Source organism: Halomonas sp. 328 (assembly GCF_015645095.1).
Classification (GTDB): Bacteria; Pseudomonadota; Gammaproteobacteria; order Pseudomonadales; family Halomonadaceae; genus Bisbaumannia.
Genome location: NZ_JADOTW010000036.1, coordinates 22439 through 33131, shown reverse-complemented (window position 1 = coordinate 33131; position 10693 = coordinate 22439). Strand labels below are relative to the sequence as shown.

At 66.1% G+C, this 10693-nt stretch carries 7 protein-coding genes; 3 read left to right on the top strand and 4 right to left on the bottom strand.

Annotated elements, in window-relative coordinates:
• Positions 1-245 precede the first annotated feature (245 nt).
• A complete protein-coding gene (locus tag IHD13_RS15890; RefSeq protein WP_195862011.1) occupies positions 246-842 on the bottom strand; it encodes an FMN-dependent NADH-azoreductase in 597 nt (198 codons plus the stop codon).
• 158 nt (positions 843-1000) lie between these two features.
• Positions 1001-1762, bottom strand: a complete 762-nt coding sequence (locus tag IHD13_RS15885) for a COG3650 family protein (RefSeq protein ID WP_195862010.1) — start codon at positions 1760-1762, stop codon at positions 1001-1003.
• A gap of 262 nt (positions 1763-2024) precedes the next feature.
• On the opposite strand from IHD13_RS15885, the gene IHD13_RS15880 reads away from it, so the two are divergent.
• Entirely contained in the window at positions 2025-2939 is a 915-nt protein-coding gene (locus tag IHD13_RS15880; RefSeq protein ID WP_195862009.1) for a LysR family transcriptional regulator, read from the top strand.
• 410 nt (positions 2940-3349) lie between these two features.
• Here the strand turns inward: IHD13_RS15880 and IHD13_RS15875 are convergent, their stop codons facing one another.
• Together IHD13_RS15875 and IHD13_RS15870 are read right to left on the bottom strand one after the other, a co-directional pair.
• On the bottom strand, positions 3350-4972 hold the full coding sequence (locus IHD13_RS15875; RefSeq protein ID WP_230086373.1) for an ATP-binding protein: 1623 nt from the start codon (positions 4970-4972) through the stop codon (positions 3350-3352).
• Complete coding sequence (locus IHD13_RS15870; protein WP_195862008.1) at positions 4972-5691, bottom strand: response regulator; 720 nt, start codon at positions 5689-5691, stop codon at positions 4972-4974. Before IHD13_RS15870 ends, IHD13_RS15875 begins: the two co-directional genes overlap by 1 nt.
• A gap of 437 nt (positions 5692-6128) precedes the next feature.
• Between IHD13_RS15870 and IHD13_RS15865 the strand changes: the two genes are divergently transcribed.
• Both IHD13_RS15865 and IHD13_RS15860 read left to right on the top strand, forming a co-directional pair.
• Positions 6129-9032 carry a ribonucleoside-diphosphate reductase subunit alpha gene (locus IHD13_RS15865; protein ID WP_195862007.1) on the top strand — a complete coding sequence of 968 codons (2904 nt, stop codon included), beginning with the start codon at positions 6129-6131 and terminating at the stop codon, positions 9030-9032.
• Positions 9033-9186: 154 nt separating this feature from the next.
• Entirely contained in the window at positions 9187-10434 is a 1248-nt protein-coding gene (locus IHD13_RS15860; protein ID WP_195862006.1) for a ribonucleotide-diphosphate reductase subunit beta, read from the top strand.
• The last annotated feature ends 259 nt before the right edge of the window (positions 10435-10693 follow it).

Genomic DNA, 10693 nt, shown 5'->3' with positions numbered 1-10693 from the left:
GCCGGGCCCCCGGCCCCCGCCCGCCCCCCCCCCCCCCCCCCCCCACCAAAAACACGCCCCCCCCGGCGTGGGGGGGGGGCCCGCCATTGGATGGTAGGTAACCTGGCCTTTTCCGAAAAGTCGGCGAGCGAAGGTCAGACAAGGCAAAAATCGGCGAAAAGACGGAGTTTACGTGCTTGTAAATGAGTACTTTGAGCCGATTTTTAACACCGTATGACCGAGCGCAGCCAGTTTTCGGCAAGGCCTTAGAGGTTGGCGACCAACTGCTCGATGGCCTGCTTCGCCTCGCCCAGGGCTTCCTCCTGATGGCCCATATTGAGGCCCTCGGCGAAGATGCTGTCCACCTCGGAGATACCGATCATGCCGAGCATCGCCTCGAGGTGCGGGGTCTGGGTGTCCATGGGGGTGCCGGCGTACTGGCCGCCCCGGGCCAGCAGCAGCACGGCACGGGTGTCCTCCACCAGGCCCTGGGGGCCATTCTCGGTGTAGCGGAAGGTGACCCCGGCACGCATCACCCGGTCGAACCAGGCCTTGAGCTGGCTGGGCACCCCGAAGTTGTACATGGGCACCGCCAGCACCACCACATCATGGGCCTGGAGCTCCTCGATCAGCACATCCGAGCGGGCGGCCAGTTCACGCTGCTCGGCAGTGCGCTCCTCGGCGGCCACCTGCCAGCTGCCCAGTTCGGCCAGGCCCAGGTGGGGCAGGTCGTCGGCCACCAGGTCGCGGCGGGTGATGGCGAGGTCATCGCGGCGGGCCGCCTCGGCGGCCAGGTGGTCGGCCAGGGCCTGGGAATTCCCGCCGAGGATGGAGCTGGTGAGTACGAGGATCTTGGTGGTCATGGCGATTCTCCTGGTTAGGGAGCAACGACTCGTGAATCGTTGCCGAGCTAATGATCGCCATTCTAGATGTATTTTTTGGGATGATAAGCGCAAAAAACCGCGGCAACCTTTCTAACAAATAGAAAGGTTGCCGCACCAGGCTCGATCAAGGGGGGGAATCAGGGCGCGATACCCTGGCCACAGCCCCGGTACTGGCGTCCCTCGATCTCCAGGGTGACCCGAGCCGGGAAGGGCTCGCCGCTCATGTCATCGAAGCAGGCGCGCGCCTCCAGGATCAGGGTAAAGGGGGTATCGGCGCGGCCGCTGGCCAAGACCACCCGGCCGACGTCGTTGTTCATCTCGGTGACCCGGTAGGGCAGGCTCAGCTCCCGCTGGCCATAGTCCAGGGTCAGGTCCAGCTCCGGCACGTCATGGGCCAGGCGCACCGCCCAGCCCGGCTCGTTGCCGCGCCCATGGAACATCACCCCGGGGCGCTGTTCCCGGGTCAGGGCCCGGCGGGCCATGTCGCTGCGACACTCCAGGCGGCCATTGTTGCTCTCCACCAGGGCGCTATCGCCACGATTCCAGAAGTTCAGGTCCCCCTGCTCGTAGCGGGCCCCGGAGGCCACCACCGACGGGGTCAGGCGATAGGCGCCATGGGCCGACCAGAGCCGCAGCTCCTCTTCACCGAAGGCGGCCACCAGGTCCTGGGCCGGGGTGCAACGCCAGGCGATGAACTCCTCGGCGCCACCGGGAAAGAGCGCCGAGGGCAGCAGCGGCGCCGTGGGGCGCCCCTGGGCCGCCTCATCGACGGGCGCCGACTCGACGCCGGGACGGCTCTCCACCATGGGCCGCTCCGCCGGCGCCACGGCACAACCGGCCAGCACCAACAGGCTTCCCAGCCAGAGGGACCCACGCAGGACAGGGGGGATGCGGGACATGCGAACTCCTTGCAACGTCTGAGATTCCGCCACCAGCATATCAGGCGCCGGGGCCCTTGGCCCCGGCACCGATCCCGCTTTACCAACGCTGTGACGGCAGTGAGTTACCGTGGCGCGTGCCAGCGTCATCTCCATTCCCTTATGTTCTTAAAAAATCGTTTTATGATCCGAATTGCCATAAGAGATGAGGAAAGTCTGGCTGGCCAAGGGAGGTGAATCAAACTAAATTAACTAATCGTTAAAGTGAAAGAAGCTCATAATCATGTTGGAACTGCGACACCTGCGTACCCTGGTGGCCCTGCGCGACGCCGGCTCCCTGGTGGAGGCCGCCGAGCGGGTCCACCTGACCCAGTCGGCCCTCTCCCACCAGATCAAGGACCTGGAGGAGCGCCTGGGTAACCCCCTCTTTCTGCGCAAGACCCGACCGGTGGAGTTCACCCGCGCCGGCCAGCGCCTGCTGTCGCTGGCCGAGCAGGTGCTGCCCCAGGTGCGCATGGCCGAGCGTGACCTGGCGCGGCTGGCCGGCAACGAGCAGGGTCGCCTGCATATGGCCATCGAGTGCCATAGCTGCTTCCAGTGGCTGATGCCCACCATCGACCATTTCCGCGATCACTGGCCCGAGGTGGAAGTGGATATTCCCAGCGGCCATAACTTCGACCCGCTGCCGGCCCTGGCCCGGGAGCAGCTCGACCTGGTGATTACCGCCGACCCCCAGCCGCTGCCGGGGGTCTCCTATGAGCCGCTGTTCCGTTACCAGGGGTTGCTGGCGGTGGCCAAGCAGCACCCCTTCGCCGAGCGCCCCTTTGTCCAGCCCCAGGACCTGGCCGAGGAGACCCTGATTCTCTACCCGGTGGAGCAGAATCGCCTGGATGTCTTTACCCAGTTCCTCGACCCCGCCGGGGTCAGGCCCAGGGAGGTGCGCACCGCCGAGCTGACGATCATGATGATGCAACTGGTGGCCAGCGGCCGCGGCGTCTGCGCCTTGCCCAACTGGGCCTTGACCGAATACCTGGAGCGGGACTACGTGCGCGCCGTGGCGCTGGGGGAGCACGGCGTCTGGAGTACCCTCTTCGCGGCGATTCGCGAGGAGAGCCGCGATGCGCCCTGGATGGAAGACTTCCTGCGCACCGCCCGGGAAACCTCCTTCGCGGTGCTGGAGGGGATCAAGCCCGCATAAGCGGCGGCTAAAACGGGCGCCACCGGGGGTAGGTCGGATAAACGAGCCGCAGGCGAGAGCATCCGACGTTGCAATGCCCCTCGTCGGGTGCGTTCGCCAAGGCTCACTTACCCGACCTACGGCTCAGCGTGTCTCGAGGGGCAGCAGAAGGCTAAAACGGGCGCCGCCGGGGTGATGGAGAGCGGCTGTCGTCCAGGGACGTATCGCAAGAAGGCTCAGCGTGTCTCGAGGGGCAGCAGGAGGCTATAACGGGCACCGCCGAAGTGGTAGAGAGTGAGGGAGAGCGGCTGTCGTCCAGGGGACGTATCGCAAGAGGCTCAGCGTGTCTCGAGGGGCAGCAGGAGGCTAAAACAGGCGCCGCCGGGGTGATGGAGAGCGGCTGTCGTCCAGGGGACGTATTGCAAGCAGGCTCAGCGTCGCTCGAGGGGCAGCAGAAGGCTAAAGCGGGCGCCCCCCAGATGCGGGCTGTCGTCCACCGCCACGCTGCCGCCGTGCCAGGCCATCACCTTCTGGACGATGGAGAGCCCCAGGCCATAGCCGCCGGAGCGGCGGGTGCGGCTGTCGTCGAGGCGGGCGAAGGGCTTGAAGATCCCCTCCCTGGACTCCACCGGCACCCCGGGGCCGTTATCCTCCACGTCGATGCGTAGCGCCCAGGGCTCCTGGGTCAGGCGCACCTCCACGCGACCATTGGCATGACGACAGGCGTTGGCCACCAGGTTCTGCAGGGCGCGCTGCAGATAGCGCGGGTCGGCTTCCACCTCCACCGGGGCGCCGGGCACCAGCACGAGCTCGAGGTCGCCATGCAGGGGGGCCAGGGTCTCCACCACCCGCTGCGCCATCTCTCGGCAATCCAGGCTCTCGCGACTGAGCACCTGCCCCTGACCGGGATCGCCCCCCAGGCGGGCATAGGTGAGGATCTCATCCACCAGGGCATCGAGCTCCTCGATATCGGCATCGATGCCCTGCAGCTGGCGGCGAATCCCGCCCTCCTCGGTCATGTCTTCCACCATCTGCACGGCGAAGCGGATGCGTGCCACCGGCGTACGCAGCTCATGGGAAACGGCGCGGATCATCTCCTGTTGGGTGCGCAGCAGCGACTGCACCCGGGCCGCCATGCCGTTGAAGGCCATGCCCAGGCGTCCCAGGAAGTCGCCGCTCTCCACCTTGACCCGAGTGTCCAGATGCCCCGCGGCGATGCGTGACGCCGCCTGCTCGAGCCCTGCCATGCGCGACTCCAGGCCGCGCACGATCAGATAGATGCTGGCCGCCAGGCCGAGCAGCAGCACGCCGATCAACAGCAGCGCCAGGCTCATGGGCATGGGCTCGAAGGCCTCCATGGGCCCCACCTCCAGCCAGCGTTCGCCGCCGGCCTCGGCGGGCAGCGGCAAGTAGAGGGAGATGGCCCAGCGCTGCGGCAGCAGCCGAATGGTAACTTCTGCTTCCTGAAGGCGCTGCGGCGGTGCCTGGGCCCACCCCTCCGGCGGGGTATCGCTGAGGGTAACCGGCAGAGCGGTCTCGGCAAGCAGCGCCAGGCGGGCCTCTCGCTCGGCATTCGAGGCCTCGTTCAACCACAGGCCCAACTCCACTGCCAGGCCGCGCAGTTGCTGTTCGTTGAGGCTATCGAGCTCCGCCACCATCAAGCCCGACTGGCCCGGGAGGCGGCGTCGCAGCTGCCAGCCCTGGCCATCCCGGGATTCCACCAGGGTCTGGCCCTCATCGAGGCGCGAGCGTTCGAAGTAGTTGAGGGGCTGGGAGGCCAGCGGCACCACCGCGAGGCGGATATCCAGCGACCGGGAACGCTCGGCCAGCCAGGCGCCACGGCGCTCCTCGGGCAGGGCAGCATAGCGGTGGGTCAGCACCAGCATGGGGGCGCTGGCCAACTGTTCCCGGTAGTGCTCGCGGCGCACCTGGTCGATCACCGCGAAGCCGCCCAGGGCCAGGCCACCGATCACCAGCAGCGCCAGGGCCAGGAGGGCATAGACCCGCAGGAAGGCGCTGTCGGCCAGGGGTCGAGGCAGGAAACGGGTCGGCATCAGCCGTCCTTGACGAACAGATAGCCCTTGCTGCGAACCGTCTTGATGCGATGCGGCTGGTTGGGATCATCGCCGATCTTGGGACGAATCCGCGATACCCGCACGTCGATGGAGCGATCCTGGCCGTCGTACTTGATGCCACGCAGCTGGGAGAAGATCTCCTCCCGGGTCAGCACCCGCCCGGCGTTGCTGGCCAACAGCCAGAGCAGGTCGAACTCGGCACTGGTCAGGTCGATGCGCTCGCCGTTCAGCCAGGCCTCCCGGGTGGCGCTGTCGATGGCCAGATCGCGAAAGCTCAACTGCGCCTCGCCACTCGCCTCGCTGCTCTCGGCGCGGCGCAGCAGGGCCCGCATCCGCGCCAGCAGCACCCGCGGTTGCACCGGCTTGGGCACATAGTCGTCGGCGCCCATCTCCAGTCCCAGCACCTGATCCATGTCGTCGGTGCGGGCGGTCAGCATCAGGATGGGGCCATGATAGTCGCCACGTACCCGACGACAGATCGACAGGCCGTCCTCGCCGGGCAACATCAGGTCAAGAATCACCAGATCCGGCTGCAGTTCGAGGATACGCGCCACCCCCTTGGCCCCATCCGCCTCGACGCTGACGCGGAAGCCATTGGCCTCCAGGTAGTCGCGTGTCAGCTCGGCGAGACGCTCGTCATCCTCGACGATCAGCACATGTTCCAGGTCGCTGCTTGTCACGCTGCCATCCACTCCCATGAGTGCGTTTCCTTGTTCATCGAGCCACCCCTCACGGCACCTGGCCGTCCGAGGGCACTCCGCCCCTTAGGTTATCTCATGCAATATAGTTTCGTCGCCATTACCGGTAACGAAAACGCCGATGAAGCGAGATAATAAGGGTTATCTGAACCAATCGCGAAGCCGCGTCCCTGCGGCGTCCCCGGATCGCCCACCGGACACCCCCAGAAGAGTCACAAGATACACACAGCTTATCCACTTGATGAAAGCCGCGGAGCACACTATCTTGTGCTCACCAACTGTCTCACCACAAGATAGTGTGTCCCTAGCAATTCCGGGCACGACTGTCAAACGCCCCGCTCGGGGCGCCAGCGACGCCGCTTCCCGCGGGCTTTCAACGCACGGCGTCGACGCGACTTCGCTTCATCCATCAACCATCGTCAGGGATACACGGCGCCATGGATACCACCCTTACCCCCGGCAAGACGTCTGTGAACGTGACCGCCCCCCAGCAACTGCGGGTGATCAAGCGTAATGGCGACGTGGTCGCCTTCGATGCCAGCAAGATCGCCGTCGCCATGACCAAGGCCTTTATCGCCGTGGAGGGGGACAATGCCGGTGCCTCGTCGCGGGTTCGGGACTTCGTCACCCAGGCCAGCCAGGCCATCGTCGAAGCCTTCCAGCGCCGCCTGCCCGATGGCGGCACCCTGCATATCGAGGACATCCAGGACCAGGTGGAACTCGCCCTGATGCGCGCCGGCGAGCAGAAGGTCGCCCGCGCCTATGTGCTCTACCGGGAGGAGCACGCCCGGGCCCGCGCCGAGGCGAGCCAGGACATCGAGAAGCCCCACCCGACCCTCAACGTCACCCTGCCCGACGGCAACCGTCAGCCGCTGGACCTGGGTCGGGTCGAGACCCTGGTCTATGACGCCTGCGAGGACCTGGCCAACGTCGAGCCGGGCAAGATCGTCGAGGACTCCCTGAAGAACCTCTACGATGGCGTGACCATCGACGGCGTATCCCAGGCGCTGATGATGACCGCCCGCACCCTGGTGGAGAAGGAGCCCAACTACACCTACGTCACCGCGCGCCTGCTGCAGGACAGCCTGCGCCGCGAGGCCCTCTCCTTCCTGGGCATCGCCGAGGACGCCACCTACAGCGACATGGCCGAGCTCTACAAGCCCGCCTTCAAGGCCTATGTGGCCAAGGGCATCGAGTTCGAGCAGCTCGACGACAAGCTCGCCGAGTTCGATCTGGAGCGCCTGGGCGACGCCCTGGACCACAGCCGCGACAACGCCTTCACCTACCTGGGCCTGCAGACCCTCTACGATCGCTACTTCATCCACAAGGATGACGTGCGCTACGAACTGCCCCAGGTGATGTTCATGCGCGTGGCCATGGGCCTGGCGCTCAACGAGGACGACCGCGAGGCGCGGGCCATCGAGTTCTACGAGCTGCTCTCCAGCTTCGACTACATGGCCTCCACCCCGACCCTGTTCAACTCCGGCACCCAGCGCAGCCAGCTCTCCAGCTGCTACCTGACCACCGTGCCCGATGACCTGGACCACATCTACAGCGCCATCCGCGACAACGCCCTGCTCTCCAAGTGGGCCGGCGGCCTGGGCAACGACTGGACCCCGGTGCGCGCCCTGGGCTCCTACATCAAGGGCACCAACGGCAAGTCCCAGGGCGTGGTGCCCTTCCTCAAGGTGGTCAACGACACCGCGGTGGCGGTCAACCAGGGCGGCAAGCGCAAGGGCGCGGTCTGTGCCTACCTGGAGACCTGGCACCTGGACATCGAGGAGTTCCTCGAGCTGCGCAAGAACACCGGTGACGACCGTCGCCGGACCCACGACATGAACACCGCCAACTGGGTGCCGGACCTGTTCATGAAGCGGGTCTTCGACGACAAGGAGTGGACGCTCTTCTCGCCGTCCACCTGCCCGGACCTCCACGACCTCTACGGCGCCGCCTTCGAGAAGCGCTACGCCGAGTACGAGGAGATGACCCGCACCGGCCAGCTCAAGCTGTTCAAGCGCGTGCGCGCCAAGGACCTGTGGCGCAAGATGCTCTCCATGCTGTTCGAGACCGGCCACCCCTGGATCACCTTCAAGGATCCGTGCAACCTGCGCAGCCCGCAGCAGCACGCCGGCGTGGTGCACTCTTCCAACCTGTGCACCGAGATCACCCTCAACACCAGCGTCGACGAGATCGCGGTGTGCAACCTGGGCTCCGTCAACCTGGCCCAGCACGTGGTGGACGGCGAGCTCGACAACGACAAGCTGCAGAAGACCGTGCGCACCGCGGTGCGGATGCTCGATAACGTCATCGACATCAACTACTACGCGGTGCCCCAGGCCAAGCGTTCCAACTTCCGGCACCGCCCGGTGGGGCTGGGCATCATGGGCTTCCAGGACGCCCTCTACAAGCAGGGCATCGCCTACGCTTCCCAGGAGGCGGTGACCTTCGCCGACCGCTCCATGGAGCTGGTCAGCTACCACGCCATCGAGGCCTCCGCGGACCTCGCCGCCGAGCGCGGTCGCTACGAGAGCTTCGAGGGCTCGCTGTGGAGCCAGGGCGTGCTGCCCATCGACTCCATCGACAAGCTGCGCCTGGAGCGCGGCGAGAAGTACATCGAGATCGACACCAGCGCGACCCAGGACTGGGACCGCATCCGCGACAAGATCGCCGCCCAGGGCATGCGCAACTCCAACGTGATGGCCATCGCCCCCACCGCGACCATCTCCAATATCTGCGGCGTCTCCCAGTCCATCGAGCCGACCTATCAGAACCTCTTCGTCAAGTCGAACCTCTCCGGCGAGTTCACCGTGGTCAACGCCTACCTGGTCCACGACCTCAAGGAGCGCGGCCTGTGGGACGAGGTGATGATCAACGACCTCAAGTACTACGACGGCAGCGTGCAGCCCATCGACCGCATCCCGGACGACCTCAAGGCCAAGTACGCCTCCGCCTTCGAGGTGGAGCCCAAGTGGCTGGTGGAAGCCGCCGCGCGGCGCCAGAAGTGGATCGACCAGGCCCAGTCGCTGAACCTCTATATCCAGGGGGTCTCCGGCAAGAAGCTCGACGTGACCTACCGCATGGCCTGGTTCCGCGGCCTCAAGACCACCTACTACCTGCGCGCCCTGGGCGCCACCTCGGTGGAGAAGTCCACCGTGGATCGCGGCAAGCTCAATGCGGTCAGTAATGGTAGTGGCACCGCCCCGGCCCCGTCGGCCCAGCCGGAGGCCCCGGCCAGCGAGCCTCGCGGTATCGAGGACTTCCTGCAGGGCCAGAGCGGCAGCGGCTCCCGGGCGCCCTCGGCGGGCGATATCGACGAGCTGGGCTGCGAGGCCTGCCAATAACGCCGTAAGCCAGAAGCGGGAAGCCGATAGCACGCCTTCGGCTTCCCAGCCCCTTCAGCAGGAGCCCGCTTTAGCGTGCGATGGGGCCCCAGGCCCCGCCCCGAGGCGGCGCTCCTGCCCACGATCCGGATCATCGACCGGGAGAGAGATAGAGATGCTGAACTGGGACGAGTTCCACGAAGACGAGACCTCCGTCGCCGAGCCCCCCAAGGCCGCCCCGGCGCCCGCCACCAAGGCGGCCGAGCCGGCGCCCGCCCAGCCCGACAGCGTGGCCGAGAGCCGCGGTGATTATCGGGTCGCCGAAGGCGATCGCCTCGAGCGGGCCCGTCAGTCCCTGGAGAATCTCGACGTGGCCGCCGGCCTGGAAGAGCTGGAGATGGGCGCGGCACGCATCGAGGTCGACGACAAGCGCATGATCAATGCCCGCGCCGACCTCAACCAGCTGGTGCCCTTCAAGTACGAGTGGGCCTGGCAGAAGTACCTGGACGGCAGCGCCAACCACTGGATGCCCCAGGAAGTGAACATGAACGCCGATATCGCCCTGTGGAAGAGCCAGGATGGCCTGACCGAGGACGAGCGGCTGATCGTGATGCGCAGCCTCGGTTACTTCTCCACCGCCGACTCCCTGGTGGCCAACAACCTGGTGCTGGCGGTCTATCGCCTGATCACCAACCCCGAGTGCCGCCAGTACCTGCTGCGCCAGGCCTTCGAGGAGGCCATCCACACCCACGCCTACCAGTACTGCGTGGAGTCGCTGGGCATGGACGAGGGCGAGGTCTTCAACATGTACCGGGAAGTGCCCTCGGTGGCCGCCAAGTCCGCCTGGAGCCTCAAGCACACCCAGTCACTGTCGCGCCCGGACTTCCACACCGGCACCCCGGAGACCGACCAGGAGCTCTTGCGCAACCTGATCGCCTTCTACTGCGTCACCGAAGGCATCTTCTTCTACTGCGGCTTCAGCCAGATCCTCTCCATGGGCCGTCGCAACAAGATGACCGGCGTGGCCGAGCAGTTCCAGTACATCCTGCGCGACGAGTCCATGCACCTGAACTTCGGCGTGGACATGATCAACCAGATCAAGATCGAGAACCCGCACCTCTGGACCGCCGAGTTCCAGGACGAGGTGACCCAGATGATCCTCGAGGGCACCGAGCTCGAGATCGCCTACGCCCGTGACTCCATGCCCCGCGGCGTACTGGGCATGAACGCGGCGATCATGGAGGAGTACCTGCACTTCATCTGCAACCGTCGCCTGGCGCAGATCGGCCTGAAGGAGCAGTTCCCCGGCGCCCAGAACCCCTTCCCCTGGATGAGCGAGATCATCGACCTGCGCAAGGAGAAGAACTTCTTCGAGACCCGGGTCACCGAGTACCAGGTGGGCGGCGCCCTGAGCTGGGATTGACGGCGCGGGGATCGATCCCGCTCCCCTTCCGGGCCCCGCTTTGGCGGGGCCCGGTCGTTTCGGGTCCTTGATCGCCGTCAAGGACAGGGCGCCGCCCGGGCTGCTAGGGTAGAGGCATAACAACGGAGGAGAGTGCGATGAGCGAGCCCAAGAGCATGATCAAGCGCGTCTATGTGCCCACCCACACGCGCCAGCTGCCCAACGGCGAGCGAGTCACGGTGCCCGGTCACTACAAGGCGCCACCGCGCCGCTGACCTCT